Raw genomic sequence first — 15,318 nt, 5'->3', positions numbered from 1 at the left:
TTTGGTTACAGGCCGAGGCGAACGCCCAGCATAAAGGTTTTTAATTGGGGGAGGTTGCCGTAATCCACGCCGTAGGCCACGGGGTTGTACACGTTGCCTACTTCGGGGCTGAAGCCTTTGTATTTGGAAAAAGTGTACAGGTTCTGGCCGGTCACCAGCACGCGGGCATTTTTAAACACGTTTTTCAGCGGGCCCTTGTCCAGGGGAAAGTTGTAGCCCAGGGTCACAGCTTTGAAGCGGGCGTAGGAGCCGTCTTCGATCCAGCGGCTGGAAAAGCGGGTGTTGCCCACCGCATCGCCCAGCAGGGCGCGGGGCATGGCGGTCACGTCGCCTTCGGCGCGCCAGCGGCTGTTCACCGTGGTCAGCTGGTTGTCCCAGGTAGACATCGATTCCAGTGCCGCCCGTTGGGCGTTGAAGACCTCCTGGCCGGCGGCAAAGTCCACGAACACCGTCAGGTCAAAACCCTTGTAGGAAAAGACGTTGGTAAAGCCGCCGAACACATCCGGGGTGGCATTGCCGATGACGGTGCGGTCCTTCTCGTCGATCACGTCGTCCTTGCCATCCAGGTTTTGGAAGATGATGTCGCCGCCCTGGAAGGGGCGGGCATTGTCTGCTCCGTTTTTCAGGGTCACGTCGGAAGTGCGGCTATACACGCCCGTGGCCTTGTAGCCGTAAAAGTCGCCGATGGAGCCGCCGGGACGGGCGATGGTGGCGAAGTTGCCCCAGGCCGTTACGGGCGCCAGCTTGTCGGGCAGCGACAGGATGGTGTTTTTGTTGTAGGCCGCGTTCAGGGCGGTCTGCCAGCCGAAGGTGCCTTTGGCCACCTTGCCGGTCAGGGTCAGCTCTACGCCCCGGTTGCGTACCGATCCCTCGCTGACGGCGTAGGAAGTAAAGCCGCTGATGCCGGGCAGGTTGATCCGGTTGAGCAGGTTGTCGGTCTGGCGGTCATACACCTCCAGGCTCAGGCCCAGGCGGCCGCGGAAGGCTTCCAGGTCCAGGCCGGCGTTGTACTGGCGGGTTTCCTCCCATTGGAAGTCGGGGTTGCCGAGGCTGCCGAAGCGCACGCTGGAATAATTGCTGTACGAGGCCGGGATGAGGATGTTGTAGCCGTTGTAATAGCCCACTTCCTGGTTGCCGGTAATGCCCCAGCTGGCGCGCAGCTTCAGCTCGTTGATAAAGGTTTTGTCCTTCAGGAAGGACTCCTCGCCCAGGCGCCAGGCGGCCGCCAGGCCCGGGAAATAGCCCCAGCGCTGTTCGGGGGCAAACCGGCTGGAGCCGTCGGCCCGCAGGCTGGCGTTGACGATATACTTTCCCTTGAAGGCATACTGCCCGCCGCCGAAAAAGGACAACAGCTTCCAGGAAGGCGAAAAAGAGCCGATGGAGTCGAGGTTCTGCGGGTTGCTGCTGGTGAGGCTGCTGAATTCGTCGGAAACGGAGTTGATGGACCGGGCCAGCTTGGTTTCCTGGTTGGTTAATTGTACCGCATTGCCCACGAAGGCCGTTACGGCATGCAGCCCCGATTTAGAGGTTTTATTGTAGTTCAGGCTGTTCTCGTTCAGCATCATCAGCTCCGAGCTGTTGCCCTGCGAGGAGGCCCGGATCACGTAGCCTTCGGGCACAAAGCCCGCCGAGGGACGGAACCGCATTTCCGACAGGCGGAAATAATCGGCCGCAATGCCCACCCTTAGGTTCAGGCGGGGCGAAAAGGTGTACTGGCCAATCACCTTGCCCGTGATGCGGTTGGTATTGTTGGTGTTGCTCATCCGGTTGATGACGGCGTAAGGGTTGTTGCGGCCGGCATAATCGGCGCTGTCCAGGTCGCGCAGGTTGGTGCCGGTGGGGTCCTGCTGGAAGGCGGTCAGCACGGGGCTTTTCAGCGCCGCCAGGTACAGGGGGTTGGTATTGAAGGCGTTGCCCTCGTCGGTAAGCGTTTTATCGGTCTTGGTATAGGCCAGGGTATTGAGGAAGCTCAGCTTCCGGCCTACTTTATAATCCAGGTTGAAGCGGGTGCTGAACCGGCTGAAGTCCGACTCCTTGATGGCGCCGGTTTGTTTGGTATAACCCACGTTCAGCGAGTACTTGGCCACGGCATCACCCCCGCGGAGGTTGAGGTGGTAATTATTCAGGATGCCGTTGCGCAGCACTTCTTTTTGCCAGTCGGTGTTGTTGTTGTAGCGCTCCTTCTGGTTTTCGGGCGTGGACAGCAGCAGGTAGCGCCCAATCCCATTGTTGATTTGCGCATCGCTCTGGCCGCTGGCCTTGGCCAGCTCCTGGGCATACGCCCGGTATTGATGGCTATCAAAGACCGGAACGGTCTCAGGTGCCTGCATCAGGCCCGAATAACCCGAAAAGTCCAGGTAGGTGCGGCCGGCCGTACCGCCGTGGGTGGTCACCAGCACCACCCCGCCGCTGGCCCGCACGCCGTAAACGGCGGTGGCGGCAGCGTCCTTCAGCACGGTAATGGAAGCAATGTCCTCGGGGTTGAGGTCGGCCAGGGGGTTATTGTCGGCATTGGGGGCCAGGGAAGGGTTGAAGCGGGAGGCTTTTACCGGCACGCCGTCCACGATATAGAGCGGAAGGGCGCCGCCGTTGAGGGTAGCCGCGCCCCGGATAAAGGCCAGGGCCCCGGCGCCGGGCGCCCCGGAAGAGGGCACTACGCGAACGCCGGCGACCTGTCCCTGCAGCAGGGCATCCACCGACACCGGCGTCCGTTCTTTGATGGCATTGCCAGGGAGGACGGAAACCGCGCCGGCCAGGGCCTGTTTTTTAACCGAGGTATAGCCGACCTGCACCAGCTCGGAAGCGGGCGCCAGGGAGTCGGCCGGGGTCGGCGCCTGGGCCGCCTTTTTCTGGGCCAGCGCCGGGTTCAGGCCCAGGCCGGAAAGGAGCAGCACCAGCGTACGTATCGAATAGCGTTTAGAAGAAAGCATAAGGAGCATTGAAGGGGGTAATGGTTGGGAAAGGTTGTTCAAAGGATCACTAATATTCCGGGGTCAGCACCATGGCTTCCACGTTCAGGCCGCCGGCCACCGTGCACACGAAGGCCAGGCGCTGGTCGCCGCTGGTCTTGAACGTGTAGGAGCCTACGGCCAGCTTTTGCTCGAAGGTGGGCACCGAGCCGGTGCTGACGGGCAGGCCGTTGCCGTAGTTGACCGGTACACCAATCAGGTCGTCGCCGCATTTCAGCTGGAAGGTGCCGCGGTTGCCGTTCTTGAAGCTCATTTCAATGCGGTATTTGCCCCTCTTGATGTTTTTGACCACCGTCACCAGCGAGTCGCCCGGGGTGTCGGCGTTCATGAACAAAAAGTTCTCGCCGCGGGGATGGCCGGGGGTGCCCTCGAAGTAGTAGCGCCAGTTGCCCGAAGAGGCGTTGGCTACCGGGGGCTGGGTGGAGGTGAATCCCGGGATGCCGTAAGCGAAATTGGTGGCCGTCCAGAACTTGTGGTAGATCTGGGTGCGCTTGCTGGGCGGGTCAAAGCTCAGGGGCTTGTCCACATTGTGCACCATGCCGTTGCGCATGATCACGTCGCTGGCGGCGAAGTTGGCGGTCTCGTTGATGAGGTTTTTGCCGGCCAGGTTGAAGTAGAGCCAGTCCTGGCGGTCGAGGGTCAGGATGGTGCTGTCCCAGCGCTCCACCACCTTCAGGCCCGGCAGGGCGGGGGTGAACTTGGTATAGCTGGAGCTGAAGTTGCTACCCGCGATGATGTGGTTGCGTAGGAGCTTCCGCAGTTCGTCCACGGGCATGTTGTCGTAGCTGGAAACACCGGCGGCCTTCAGCACGTCGTTGGTTTCGGCAAAGAGCGTCAGGCGGATGCGGTTGTTTTGCGCATCGGTCAGGGCAGTGAGGGTATCCAGCATGCCGGCCCGGCGCAGGCCGCCTACCAAAATGCTGTACTGGTCGGGGTTTTGTTCCAGAAACTGGCCGATGGTGAGGGTGGGCGGGTTGAGCACCGCGTCCATCTTATGCAGAAAGCCGTTGGCATATTCGATGTCGGTCTGGTACACGTTGGCGACGCCGTTGGCCAGCGTATTGTACTTGTATCCCTTCGACACGTCGAGGGTAATAAAATCGCCCCTGCCGGTGGCCGTGCCCTGGGGGCCCTGCACAAACTCCGAGGCTTTCAGGCGCGTGGGCAGGATATGGTAGGTCATGATGGTGCGGAGCTCTTCTTCTGAAAAGTCTTCCAGTCCTTTTTTGCCCTGTACGGCAAACAGCTTGCGGAAGGCGTTGTTATCGGGGGCGAAGAAGGTGAAGGGGCCATAGGTGTTGAGGGTGGGCGCCATCTTCGCCTTTTCCAGTGCCTGCACGGCCAGGCTCAGCGACGTGTCCTGCCGGATCATGTCCAGCATCAGCACCTGTCGTTCATTCACCTGGTAGGAGAAGCGGTCTTTCTTGCAGGCCTGCAGGCCGGCCAGCAGCACCAGCGGCAGCGCCAGGAGGGCAGCCCGCAAACGGATACCGACGGATGAAATATTATTGTTTCTCATAAAAAATCTATATGGCTTGAATAATCGGTTTTAAAGGAGCTCTTATTTGTAGAAAGGATTTTGCACCAGGTTCTTGTTGCGCTGGATCTCGGTGGTGGCGATGGGCAGGTACCAGCTCCGCGGATCGATGATGCGGGAGCGGATCAGCGACCGCTCCCCTACCGTACGCGAGTTCAGGACGCGGCTTACCAGGATGTCGGGATTGTTTTCGTTGGTGGCTACCCGTACCAGGTCGAACCAGCGCTTGCCTTCCATGGCCAGCTCCATGGCGCGTTCCTTCAGCAGCGCCTCGATGATCAGGCCCAGGGGCGTATTGCCGTCGTAGTTGTCATAGATGGGAAGACCGGCCCGCTCGCGTACGGCGTTGAGCAGGCGGACGGCTTCGGCCTTTTCGTCGGGACCCAGGTGGGCCAGGGCTTCGGCCTGCAGCAGCATCACGTCGGGCAGGCGGTACACGATAAAGTTGGGATCGTTGGTGGCCCGCTCGATGTTGTCGGTGGTGAGGCCGCGGTACTTCCAAAACACGCGGGCGCCGATAGCCGTATAGGTGTTGTTGGCGCCGCGCACGAGGTCCTGCTCGCCGGTGAACATGTCGTAGAGCACGTTGTTCATGTTGAAGGCACCGGAATTGCCTTTGAGGCTGTTGTTTTCCGACAGCACGTAGTTGTACTGGATCTCGAAAATGCTTTCCGATGTATTCTTCTGCGCGAAGATGCTTAGCCAGCTGGCGCCGGGCACCAGGGTGTAGAGGCTCTTGTTGTCCAGCACTTTTTGGGCCGCAGCCGCCGCTTCGGCGTATTTGGCGCGCCACAGGTAGACGTCGGCCAGCAGCGAGTGGACAGCTCCCTTCGTTACCCGTCCGCGGGTCTCGTCGCTTTTGGCGTACTCCACCGGTACCGAAGCTTCGGCCACCTTCAGGTCGGCTTCCAGCTTATTCAGCACGGAATCCGCGGAAGCCTTGGCAGGGAAATAATCCACGGCATCGTTGCTGGGGGCTGTCACCACCAGGGGCACTTCCTTGAACGTGCGTACCAGGTAGAAGTAGGCCAGCGACCGCAGGAACAGGGCCTCGCCTACGATGGCGTTGCTTTCCTCCACCGAAAAACGGCTGTCCCTCGCCGGGATGTCCGGCACCGCTTCGATGACGATATTGGCGCGGCCGATCAGGTTATACACCGCCGTCCAGTCCGAGGCCGGGCGCAGGGGGTCGAATAATTCATAATAAGGATAGGTCACATCGGTATTGGAGGTCGGGGAGATCAGGTCGGCCCGGAACTCGCCCCAGCTTAAAAACTTGTCGGCGCAGGCCTGCAGCCCGTCGTATACGCCCATGATGGCGGAGGTGGCGTCGGCTTTGGTGCGGAAAAATTCATTGCGGGTCAGCGAATCATCGGGTACCTGGTTCAGGTATTTCTTGCAGCCGCCTGCCGTCAGCAGCAGTGCGGACAGGCAAAGGGCGGTGATCCAGCGGTTATTTTTGATTTTCATGGAATGCGTTCGTTTTTGAGTTGAAGACGTCACTTAGAAGCGGGCGTTGATGCCCAGCGTATAGCCCCGGGTCTGCGGGGTGAGGCCGCGGTCGATGCCGATCAGGGCCGGGTTCCAGCCGATGGACACCTCGGGGTCCGCACCGGTATAGTTGGTCCAGGTAAGCAGGTTGTTGGCGGTAACGAAGGCATCGATGCCCTTCATCCGCACCTTCTTCACCAGGGCCTGCGGGAAGCGGTAGTTCAGCGTCACAAACTTCAGGCGGGCATAGGAGCCGTCCTCGATCCAGCGGGTGGAGGCCTGGGTGTTGCGGGTGTCGGTGCGCAGCGCCCGCGGCATGTTGGTCACGTCGCCCTGCTTGCGCCAGCGCTTCAGGGTGGTGATGGCCTGGTTCTCGGTGCCGGTCATGCCTTCGAGGTAGTAGCGCAGGCCGTTGATCACGTTGTTGCCTTCCTGGAATTGTATGAAGAAGCGCAGGCCGAAGTTTTTATAGTCGAAGGAGTTGTTGAAGCCGCCAAAGAAATTGGCGTTGGCATTGCCGATCAGCACCTTGTCCTGGTCGTTGATGATGCCGTCGTGGTTGAAGTCTTCGTAGATGGCGTCGCCGCCCTTGAACAGTTCGCCGGTCTCGCTGCCGATCCGCATGATGCGGGGCGTCTGCCCGTCCAGCTCGTACACGGTGGCGCCCTTGGCGTCGCGTACCACGGCGTCGGCGTCATAGGCATACACGCCCTTGTACACCAGGCCGTAATAAGTACCCAGGGGATCGCCGGCCTTTACCTGCGAGGTAAAGTTGGCGTAGCCCGCGTTGATGGCCAGCGAGCCGCCCGGCAGGTACCGCACCTCGTTGTCGTTGCGGGCCAGGTTGAACGCCAGGTTCCAGTTGACGCCCTTGCCGTTTTTCTTCTTTTTCAGTACGTCGATGTTCACGTCCAGCTCCACGCCCTGGTTGCGGATAGTGCCCAGGTTGGTGAGGATGGAGCCCAGGCCGCTGGAGGCCGGCAGGGGCTGCGTGTATAAAAGGTCCTTGGTGTCCTTGTTGTACCAGTCGAGGGTCACGTTGAGGCGGCTGCGGAACAGCGACAGGTCCATACCCAGGTTGGTGCTTTCGTTGGTTTCCCAGCGCAGGTCGTTCAGCGAGGGGTTCGTTTGTCGTACCCCGTTATAGCCCATGTAGTTGGCGCCTAAAGAGAACTGGCTGATGTAGGCGTAGTTGGGAATGCCGCTGTTGCCCAGGCGGCCCCAGGAGGCGCGGAACTTCAGGTCGGAAACGGCCGGCAGCGACTTCATGAAGTTTTCGGAAGAAACCCGCCAGTAGGCGCCCACCGAGGGAAAGTTGCCGTACTTGTTGGCGCCGCCGAACTTCGAGGAGCCGTCGCGGCGGATGGTGGCGTTGAAGCCGTATTTATCATCGATTACCAGGTCGGCCTTGGCAAAGCCCGACACGATGGTTTCGGTGGCTTTCGAGGAGGTGAGGCTGCGGTAGCCGGCGGCGGAGCCCAGGTTTTGCAGCTGGCTGGAACCGGTGGCGTAGGCGCTGGCCACCAGCTGGTTGGAGTTGAAGGTATTGAAGGTGTTGCCCAGGATAAAGCTGGTCTTCATCTTCGAAAAGCCCCGGGTATAGGTGAGCAGGTTGTCGAGGATCATCTGCTGGCGCTCGAAATCCCTTGTGTCCACGCGGTTGAAGTTCTGGTCGTTCCAGATCAGGCCGGTAGCATCGGGCGGCAGGAACAGCAGGCCGTTCTCGCCCACGAAGTCCAGCGAGGCGTTGGAGGTGTATTTCAAGCCCGGCAGGATGTCGAGCTCGGCCCGGATATTCGGCTTCAGGTTGGTGCTGTAGGCATCGTTGGTGATGCTGTTGGCATAGGCGATGGGGTTGTCCATGCCGGTATGCACGCCGCCCAGGGAAAAGTAATTGGGCAGGGGGTTGCCGTTCACGTCCACGTCGTAGATGGGCATGGCCGGGCTGCGTACGAGGGCGGTATAATACACCGAGCCCTGGCCGTAGTCGGCATAGTTGTTCACCTTGCTTCTCGCAAAGGAAATATTGGCCGAGAAGCGCAGCTTTTTGGACACGGTATAATCGAGGTTGAAGCGGCCGGTCATGCGGGTATTGCCGGTATTGACCATTGCGCCCTTGCGGTTGGTGTAGGAGGTGCTGAAGTTGTAGCGCATGGCCTCTCCCCCGCCGCTGACCGACAGGTTGTACACCTGCGCCAGGCCGGTTTGGCGCAGCTCCTTCATCCAGTTGGTATTGCTCTGGTAGTAAATGTAATAAGGATACGCAGGATCGTCCACCAGGGGCTGCAGGGTGGCGTTGGAGGGGTTGATGTTACCGATATGCTGCTCGGCCTCCAGGCGCATCACTTTATAAGCCGGGCCGTCCAGCACGGGGATGGCGGCGGGGGCGGCCTGCAGGCTGAGCTGCGAGTTGAAGGTGATGTTGGTCACGTTCTTCTTACCCCTCTTGGTGGTGATGATCACCACGCCGTTGGCGGCACGGGCGCCGTAGATGGCGGAAGCGTTGGCATCTTTCAAAATATCGATGCGCTCGATGTCGCTGGGGTTGATGTCGGCGATGGGGTTGATGCGGGCCACGGCGCCTTTGTCGTTGGAGGGGTCGAAGGGCGTGGAGATGATGGGAATACCATCGACAATATACAGCGGGTCGTTGCCGCCGGAGATGGAGCCGGCGCCGCGGATGCGGATGTCCACGCCCGAGCCGGGATCGCCGGAGTTGGTCACTACCTGCACGCCGGCGGCGCGTCCCTGCATCATCTGGTCGATGGAGGTGGCGGGCTGCTCGGACAGGGTCTCGCCCTTGATGGAGGCCACCGAGCCGATCAGGTCGCGCTTGGAGGTGTTGCCGAAGCCCAGCGACACATCCTTGCGGGTGGCGATCACGGTCACGTCGTCCAGGTCGTTTTTCGACGCCCGGGCCAACGTTATATTGACAACCGTACGGCCGCCGATGGCCTCGGTTTTCGTTTCAAAACCAATATAGGAAAAGCGCAGCTTGTGTTTCGGATCCGACACCCGAAGGGTGTAGCTGCCGGTTTCGTCGGTGTTGACGCCGGCCAGCTGGCGGTCGTTTTCGTTCACTTCCACCACGGTCACCCCGGACAGGCCGCCGCCGGAAGGCCCTTCGGTAACCGTTCCCTTGATGACGATAGGGCCCTGGCCGAAGGCCGCAGGATGCCCGATATACAGGAGGGCCAGCAGGACGAGCAGGCTCCTGGTGAGCAGTTCAATTTTCTTCATAGACAAGTTCGATAATAGTTGAGCAGATAGCAGTTATACGTTTTTTCGGATAGAGGCTTTTTATTTGGGGAACAGCACCTTGTCCACTTTGTACACATAGCCCACGTTATTGGCGCCCTTGGTCGCTTCGGGCAGCTGCACGGTGGCCACCAGGCCCGTGTTGGTGGTGACGGTAGCACCCCCGTTGGTGAATACCAGCTGGTAGGGGGCGGCAGCCGCGGTGACCTTGGTGCCGGTGAGGCCGGAAGGCGCCAGGTTCGATTCGATGATGTGGTTCTTCACCAGCAGGGCAAAGTCGGTATTGCTGATGCCGCTGCCAAACATGGTTTGGGTCTTCGCATCGATGCCGGCGGCGGCAAAGGCGGCGTTGGTAGGCGCCAGGTACGTTCCTGCCCTTGCCAGGTTCTCATAGGTGCCCATGAGGCCGGCCTTTTGAAGGGCCATCATGAACTGCGACAGCTGGGGGTCCATCGACGCCTGTCCCAGGGCGCTCCTTAATTGCTCCGAAGCGGGGAACGTGCGGTTGATCAGGTGGATGACGCCGTTGCTGGCCGGGATGTCCTTGCGCAGGAACTGGGCGTCCGAGAGGGCGGGCAGGGCCTCGCTGTTTACCGAGCGGAGGATGGGCGTAGCCGGGCGGTTGATGAGGGCTTCGGCGCTGTAGGTGCGGGACGTATCGTAAATAAAGTAGGATTTGAGCACCGCTTCCACGTAGGCCGGCGACAGGGCCGCGATCTTGTCCGTCACGTTATTGTCGATCCGGGCCAGTGCCGGGGCGATCTGGGCGTTCAGCGAATCGTCGGAAGGCACCAGGATGGTGTTGAAGACCGGGTCGCCGCCCTGGTTGTCCACGGCGGTATTCTGCTTAAACTCGATGGAGGTATTCACGTTGGTCAGCAGCGGGTACACCTTGTAGAACATGGAGTCGAGCTGGCCGTCGCGGTCCTTGTCGTAGCTGTTGAAGCGGTCGTAGGCCTTGTCGGCCAGCACCTGCATCAGGCGGTAGAAGGTGCTGTTCTTCAGGGCGGGGTCGCCCTGGAGCACGTCTTCCAGGCTGGGCAGGGGCACCAGCACCTGGCCGATGCCGTGGATCACGCCGTTTTCCGCGTCGATGTCCCTCAGGCTGTTGACCACGGGGATGCCGTTGGCCTTGATGGTATCGGCGGCCGTCACATCGATATTCAGGAATTTTTTATTGCGGGTAAGGTAGAGGGTCTGCTTGTTGGTGGCAAAACGGGTCTTGAGGTCGTAGTAGTACCACATGTTGTTGACGATGTGGAAGCTCAGGACGGTGAAGAGCCGGTCTACCGGCACGTCGTCGATGGTATTGTAATTATTGGCCTTCAGGTAGGTGTCAAAAGCCTCGTTGGTGGGGGCGAATACGGTGTACAGCCCGCCCTGGTTGATGTATTTGACCAGGTCGGCCCGTTCCAGTCCCCGGGAAAACTGGCTGAAGGAAGGGTTGTCCTTGATCTTGTTGTACAGAAATCCCCCTTTGGGGTTTTCGCCCCCGTAGTATTCCTTGTAGCCCTTCTGGCAGGCAGCCGCCAGCAGGGAAAGGAAGAAAAGCAGCAGGGGGAGGTTAATGGCAAAGCGTTTTCGTTGTAACAATTGAAACATTGTTTAGAATTGGTTATTAGTTGATAATGAAGGCATCCTCCCTTTTCGACAGGGTAAAATTAGCCTGCGGGCCAGAGCGGGGAGGGCACATTTGTCCAAACCTTGAGAACAATTGTCTATTGGCCCCGGCTGCACCGTTGTTCCCTTCCCTCAGGGTTCTCTTATGGTCTTATATAAGGGATTTCCGGCATTTTGAGGTGGTCGGGACCGTTGTCCGCTTTGCACAAACGTTCCCTTCTTCTCACGGTTTGTGCCCCTCTTTGCCGGCGGGCAGGGTGACCTTTAGGTCTTAATCGTCAGGTATGCAAGAAACCAACAGGACTTTTCGTATTCTCCTGGTTGATGACGACCGGGATGACTGCTTCCTGCTTCAGGAAGCGCTGGACCGTGTGGCGCCGCAAACGGCGCTGACGTGGCTGGACGATGCCGGGGAACTTTGGGAAACGATGGCCGACCGGATGCCCGGCCTGATCGTGCTGGATTACAAGCTGCCGAAAGAGGATGGTATTTACTGGCTGCACCAGTTGAAAGCGCACCCGGCCTACCGCCACATCCCGGTGGTGCTCTGGAGCACTTCCAGCCTGAAGGCCATTGTTGCCGATGCCTACCGGGCGGGGGCGCAGCAGTACCTGGAAAAGCCCTGGGAGGTAACCTTGCTGGCCGATGCATTACAAAAGATTTTTAAGCGGTTCTGTTCCCTACCCTGCTCGCTCTCCATATAGGAACATGCGCATGCGGTGGGAAAAATTTAGTGATGACATGGAGTGGCTTTCAGCAGTGGGATGCTTTGTGCCGCTAGGCACAAGTGATGGGTAGAAAAGTTTCAACCTGAAGCCTCCGTTCCATTAGGAACGGTTGGTAGGCTGCAATTACCAGCCGTCCCTAGCGGGACGGAGATCTTCTGATGGAACCCCTTCTACCCACCAGACGTCCCTAGCGGGACGTACAGCATCTGAATACTACCTTAATCATAAGAAGCTTAACCATCAGACTTTTGACTGAAATGATCCATTTCGGGGCAACAATCTTAAGCCAGATGACAGTCTTAGTGTAGCACTTTGCCCTACTTGTCATTAGCAGCATAGCCAGAAACCTGGTACGCCATTCTGATAAAAACGGCCGGCAAATGCAAAATAAAGCGCCGGTCGAGCCTAAGGCTGGACCGGCGCTAAGTATTCACTACCTACTTATGGGTGGATTACCTGGTACTTCCCGCTCAGGTGCATGAGGCTGAAGAGGTACAGCAGGCCGTCATAATACGGGTCGAAGTAGCCGTCTTCATAGGGTTCGAGTTTGGCATTCCAGAGGGCGTGCACAAAATCTCGGTCGTCGCGGTTCATGAGGGAGGCGGAAGCCGAGGTGGCCACCAGGCCCAGCGAATGCCGCAGCTTTTTGACGGTACCGGCCGGCAGGATAAAGTCGGGGCGCGAGCCGTCCAGGTTAAACTGGTCGTCGTAGGTGTCCATACCCCTCGAGCGCAAAAAACCCTGGAAGCGCCGGGCATAGTCCTTTTGCCAGGCCTTGTCCTTGCCGAACCACACGTAGTCCATGGCCATGTTCATCGGTACCCGCCAGGAATCGTAGCGGAAGGCCGGCGGCATCCACGGGGTGGGATGGGGCTGGCCGCTGAATTCCGTATAGTCGGCATTGAGGCCGGTTACCGGGTGGCAGGCCCGGTGCAGGAAGGCCCGGGAGGTGTCGGCACAATCGCGGTAAAACTGTTCGTGGCCGTCTTTGGCGTAGGCTGCCCACACCTCGTAAAAGGCCGGCAGGTGGTACGAGGGATCCGTCCAGTGGTACATATCCCCTTCGGGCACAAAGGTGATCTGCTTGTGCTCAGTATTGATCAGGTTATACACACCGCCGGTACCGTTCTTCTGCCACATGGCGTCCAGGATGCGGCGGGCTTCGTTGTAATAATGGATGCCGGTGTTGTTGCCCCAGCGGTTGGCGGCAAACAGCAGGCTGGTGATGTAGTACAGCTCACCGTCGGAGGCGGAGCCTTCGGAATTCTTCTTTAAAGTTTTCGGCTCGATGCTCCAGGCAAAGTAGCCCTCGCGGGGACCCTGCTGGTGCTGCAGGTATTTTTTCGACCAGCGCCAGATGCGGTCGAACACCTCTTTTTTATTGAGCTGCACCGCCACCATCATGCCGTACGAAAGTCCCTCCGTGCGGGCGTCGTTGTTCTTGACGTCGGATACATAGCCCATCGAATCGCCCACTTCGAAATACACCCGGTTGGGTCCCTCGAACACATCGTAATAGGCCCGGGCCAGTTTTTTGTCGATATCAGCCTGGCTGTAGCCGGCCTCCCGGAACAGGTTGGGATATACTCCCGAAGAAAAGGCAGGTGTTTCCGCCGCCCGGGCTGCGCTTTTGGGGCCCTGCTTTACAGCGGTCTGGGCAAAGGAAAGCTGGGAGGCCAGCAACAGGCCTCCCAGGATCATATTCCGAAGCATAGGATCAGTTATTTTTTTGAAGTAAAGCCGACCACGTCCCAGTACGCCTTCTTGGGCTGGCGGTCCTTGTCGAACAATAAGGGATAGTTCTTGCGGCCGCGGCCGTCCAGCCAGCTGTAGCGGTCGCTGACATTCCAGAAGGTCACCCCGGTGAGCTTGCCCCCGTGCTGGCGGAACACGTCAAACACCATCTTGTATTTTTCCCGCTGCTGCTGTTCCATCTCCGGGGTAAAGGCACTGGTGGAATCCCGGCGCTGCCCGTTGATCAACTGGCCGCCCTGACGGCCGGCATAAACCGACACATCGAGCTCCGTTACCTGCACCTGCAGGCCCAGCGAAGAAAACATTTCGATGGACTTTTCCAGCTCTTCCCGCGAGGGGTTGTTGACGGACCAGTGGCCCTGCAGTCCCACGCCGTGAATGGGAACGCCGGCTTCTTTCAGGCGCTTCACCATCTGGTAGATCTTTTCGCGTTTTTTGGGGTTCTCGGTATTGTAGTCGTTGTAGAAAAGAACGGCCCTGGGATCCGCCGCATGGGCATACTCAAAGGCTTTGGCAATGAACTCCTCGCCGCAGATGTTGTACCAGGCCGAAGGGCGGTAAAAGACGCTTTCCTTGTCGTCGATCGCTTCGTTTACCACATCCCAGGCATAGACCGCCTTCTTGTAGCGGTGCACCACGGTGGTGATATGGTCTTTCAGGCGCTGCAGCAGCACCGCTTTGGAAACCGTGTCGCCGGTGGCATTTTTAAACATCCAGCCGGGTGCCTGGGCGTGCCAGCACAGGGTATGGCCCCGCAGCTTCATGCCGTGTTTTTGGGCAAAGGCGGCAATGAGGTCGGCGTCTTTCCAGCGGTATTCGTTTTCACGGGGATGGAGGGGCTCCATCTTCATGGCGTTTTCAGCGGTAAGGCTGTTGAAATGCTCCACGATCAGGGCGGAATCCGCCCCCTGCAGCGACTGGGGCGCCACGGCCACGCCCATGGTAAAATAATCCTTGTAGTAGTCTTTCAATCCCTGGGCCTTCCGGAGTTTTACCTGGCCCATCTTTCCGCTGCCGGAGCAGCCGCCCAACAGGGAAATGACGGCGGCGCCCACCAACAGGCTTTTTAGTGTTTTCATATATTTTCTGTTTAAAACGAATTAGGGTTTGTAGCCCAGTAAGGCCAGCATTTTCATTCCGTATCGCGTTCCCAGTTCCCGGTAGCCGGCGGCATCGAAGTGCAGCTTGTCGTCCGCCCGGGTGCAGCCGGCGGAGGAAATGACATGGGCGTTGGGGAGGGTCTGCGGCAGGGTGCCGATAATTTTATTCATGCTGGCGCAGGCGCCGCCCTGGTCGGCCGGCACCAGCTCGCCGGCCAGCAGGGGCACCGAATTGGCCTGCAGGTGCAGGTCCTGCAGCAGGTGGTCGTACACGCCTTTTACTTTCCGCGGCCAGGTGGTATCGCCCGTATTGGATTCGCCCTGGTGCAGGAGGATGCCTTTGATGACCCCGTCTTTCTGGGCCAGCTTTGCCATCTCCACCAGGCGGGCATACGGGTTGCCCGCGTATTCCTTGATCATACCGGTCATCCACGAAGGCGCCGTGGCCGTATACGTTTCGTAATGGTCTTTATCAAAAAGCTCGATCTTGCAGCCGCCGATGGAAACGTTGATGACGCCGATCTTTATTTTTTCAGGAAGATGGGCGGCCAGCGTCCGGCCAAAGTAATCGGCGGGGGTAAGGCCGGTACGGCACCGGCACAAAGGGGGGACGGCCGTGTACCATTTTCCCTTCTCCCGGCCCAGGTTGGGACAATCCACCGCTTCGAGCACCCGGAACCGGCTGTCGCCGGTAGTATCCTGTGCTTCAAATTTGGCGTTGCCCTCCATGTTCGATTGCCCGAAGCTCAGGAAGACATAAAAGTTTTGATCCTGCGCAAAAGCGGTGGTGCCGCAAAAGAGCAATGCTGCCCAAACAAGTAAACTGCGTACGATTTTCATATGGCTGATCATTGGTGTTG

General features: G+C 59.1%; 9 protein-coding genes. 1 reads left to right on the top strand and 8 read right to left on the bottom strand.

The window, feature by feature from the left end:
• Positions 1-5: 5 nt before the first annotated feature.
• From V9K67_RS13235 to V9K67_RS13215, 5 genes are read right to left on the bottom strand one after another with little or no spacing between them, the layout of a single operon-like run.
• A complete protein-coding gene (locus tag V9K67_RS13235) occupies positions 6-2,930 on the bottom strand; it encodes a SusC/RagA family TonB-linked outer membrane protein (protein ID WP_336723186.1) in 2,925 nt (974 codons plus the stop codon).
• 49 nt (positions 2,931-2,979) lie between these two features.
• The gene (locus V9K67_RS13230) at positions 2,980-4,488 is read right to left on the bottom strand and encodes a fasciclin domain-containing protein (RefSeq protein WP_336723184.1); all 1,509 of its coding nucleotides are present in this window, start codon (positions 4,486-4,488) and stop codon (positions 2,980-2,982) included.
• A 42-nt stretch (positions 4,489-4,530) separates the two neighbouring features.
• Positions 4,531-5,976 carry a RagB/SusD family nutrient uptake outer membrane protein gene (locus tag V9K67_RS13225; protein ID WP_336723182.1) on the bottom strand — a complete coding sequence of 482 codons (1,446 nt, stop codon included), beginning with the start codon at positions 5,974-5,976 and terminating at the stop codon, positions 4,531-4,533.
• A 33-nt stretch (positions 5,977-6,009) separates the two neighbouring features.
• Entirely contained in the window at positions 6,010-9,237 is a 3,228-nt protein-coding gene (locus tag V9K67_RS13220) for a SusC/RagA family TonB-linked outer membrane protein (RefSeq protein ID WP_336723181.1), read from the bottom strand.
• Positions 9,238-9,297: 60 nt separating this feature from the next.
• Positions 9,298-10,857: a fasciclin domain-containing protein gene (locus V9K67_RS13215; protein ID WP_336723180.1), complete on the bottom strand. Its 1,560-nt coding sequence runs from the start codon at positions 10,855-10,857 to the stop codon at positions 9,298-9,300.
• Between the two features lie 302 nt (positions 10,858-11,159).
• On the opposite strand from V9K67_RS13215, the gene V9K67_RS13210 reads away from it, so the two are divergent.
• On the top strand, positions 11,160-11,579 hold the full coding sequence (locus V9K67_RS13210; RefSeq protein WP_336723179.1) for a response regulator: 420 nt from the start codon (positions 11,160-11,162) through the stop codon (positions 11,577-11,579).
• 465 nt (positions 11,580-12,044) lie between these two features.
• Here the strand turns inward: V9K67_RS13210 and V9K67_RS13205 are convergent, their stop codons facing one another.
• From V9K67_RS13205 to V9K67_RS13195, 3 genes are read right to left on the bottom strand one after another with little or no spacing between them, the layout of a single operon-like run.
• Positions 12,045-13,316, bottom strand: coding sequence for a family 8 glycosyl hydrolase (locus V9K67_RS13205; RefSeq protein ID WP_336723178.1), 1,272 nt, complete (start codon positions 13,314-13,316; stop codon positions 12,045-12,047).
• An 8-nt stretch (positions 13,317-13,324) separates the two neighbouring features.
• Entirely contained in the window at positions 13,325-14,437 is a 1,113-nt protein-coding gene (locus V9K67_RS13200) for an endo-1,4-beta-xylanase (RefSeq protein ID WP_336723176.1), read from the bottom strand.
• A gap of 21 nt (positions 14,438-14,458) precedes the next feature.
• Positions 14,459-15,298 carry a sialate O-acetylesterase gene (locus V9K67_RS13195; RefSeq protein ID WP_336723175.1) on the bottom strand — a complete coding sequence of 280 codons (840 nt, stop codon included), beginning with the start codon at positions 15,296-15,298 and terminating at the stop codon, positions 14,459-14,461.
• Between the last annotated feature and the right edge of the window lie 20 nt (positions 15,299-15,318).

Origin of the sequence: Huijunlia imazamoxiresistens, assembly GCF_037132455.1 — a bacterium.
Lineage (GTDB): Bacteria > Bacteroidota > Bacteroidia > Chitinophagales > Chitinophagaceae > Flavisolibacter > Flavisolibacter imazamoxiresistens.
This window is presented reverse-complemented; position numbering and strand designations above follow the sequence as displayed.

Coding starts and splice junctions, on each gene's coding strand:
- V9K67_RS13235 (WP_336723186.1), bottom strand. CDS start 2,930: ATGCTTTCTTCTAAACGCTATTCGATACGTACGCTGGTGCTGCTCCTT.
- V9K67_RS13230 (WP_336723184.1), bottom strand. CDS start 4,488: ATGAGAAACAATAATATTTCATCCGTCGGTATCCGTTTGCGGGCTGCC.
- V9K67_RS13225 (WP_336723182.1), bottom strand. CDS start 5,976: ATGAAAATCAAAAATAACCGCTGGATCACCGCCCTTTGCCTGTCCGCA.
- V9K67_RS13220 (WP_336723181.1), bottom strand. CDS start 9,237: ATGAAGAAAATTGAACTGCTCACCAGGAGCCTGCTCGTCCTGCTGGCC.
- V9K67_RS13215 (WP_336723180.1), bottom strand. CDS start 10,857: ATGTTTCAATTGTTACAACGAAAACGCTTTGCCATTAACCTCCCCCTG.
- V9K67_RS13210 (WP_336723179.1), top strand. CDS start 11,160: ATGCAAGAAACCAACAGGACTTTTCGTATTCTCCTGGTTGATGACGAC.
- V9K67_RS13205 (WP_336723178.1), bottom strand. CDS start 13,316: ATGCTTCGGAATATGATCCTGGGAGGCCTGTTGCTGGCCTCCCAGCTT.
- V9K67_RS13200 (WP_336723176.1), bottom strand. CDS start 14,437: ATGAAAACACTAAAAAGCCTGTTGGTGGGCGCCGCCGTCATTTCCCTG.
- V9K67_RS13195 (WP_336723175.1), bottom strand. CDS start 15,298: ATGAAAATCGTACGCAGTTTACTTGTTTGGGCAGCATTGCTCTTTTGC.